At 43.6% G+C, this 961-nt stretch carries 1 protein-coding gene and 1 pseudogene; both read right to left on the bottom strand.

Annotated elements, in window-relative coordinates:
* A pseudogene (pepN, locus tag A3729_RS05980) lies at nucleotides 1-791 on the bottom strand (aminopeptidase N); the annotation flags it as partial.
* A 22-nt stretch (nucleotides 792-813) separates the two neighbouring features.
* Nucleotides 814-961 (bottom strand): DUF2797 domain-containing protein (locus A3729_RS30655; protein WP_156497720.1); only part of this gene is annotated, 148 nt, incomplete at its 5' end.

The following is a 961-nucleotide window of genomic DNA, read 5'->3' as shown; positions in this document are numbered from 1 at the left end:
CCCATATTAAAATCGTCCACCGCGACAATCATAAATATATCCAGGTCGTACTCTCGCCCGTAGACTTCTTCATCCCAGCGCATCGACCTTTTTAAACAATCTAGTGCGTAATCGCACTTATCTGCATTCTTATGATCAACAAAGATCTTCAGGGCCACCTGACGTCCAGACATGGTTTTGAAGGAGTCTTCATGGCAATGTAAATCACCTGCCACCAAAGCAAACAAGTAACAAGGCTTTGGATGAGGGTCGTGCCAAGTAACAAAATGACGATTATCTTCCAAGTTTCCCGACTCAATAGCATTACCATTGGAAAGCAGGTTCGGGTAAAGCGCTTTATCAGCTTCGATGCGCGTCGTAAATACCGTTAGTACGTCAGGACGATCCATGTAATAGGTAATTCGTCTGAAACCCTCGGCTTCACACTGGGTACAAAACATTGACGAAGACTTGTACAAGCCTTCCAACCGCTTGTTATCTTGCGGCTTAATCCAGGTTTCACACTGCAACTCAAATTTCGCGGGTACAGATTCTACCGTTAGAGATTCGTCATCTAGAAGGTATTCACTCTCTTCCAGCTCACGGTCATCTAACTTTATACTTTTCAGCTCAAGGTCTTCACCATTTAGTGACAGCGCCTCGCCTTCACGGCCAGCGACTCGCTCGATAAGCTGCCTGGCTTTTACCAACGCTCCGTTTTCAAATAACTGAAAGGTTAAATCAAGTGACGTAATCTTAAACGCAGGCTCAAGATAGTCTTTGAGGTATATCGTCTTTGCTGATTCACTCATGCATGCTTTCCAAGTATATGTCTTACTCGACGTCTAGCGAGACGTCGTAGGACGTAAATTTTCGAATATTTAAGCAACCGGTATCGAGAATCATATATTGCCCTTTAATGGCAATTAAGGTCCCCTCCACCTCATCTTGTTTATCAAAATTAAAGGTTTTAGCCTTTTCT

This window comes from Oleiphilus sp. HI0043 (assembly GCF_001634935.1).
Note: the sequence above shows the minus strand (reverse complement) of the source record. Positions and strands in the feature narration are given on the sequence as shown.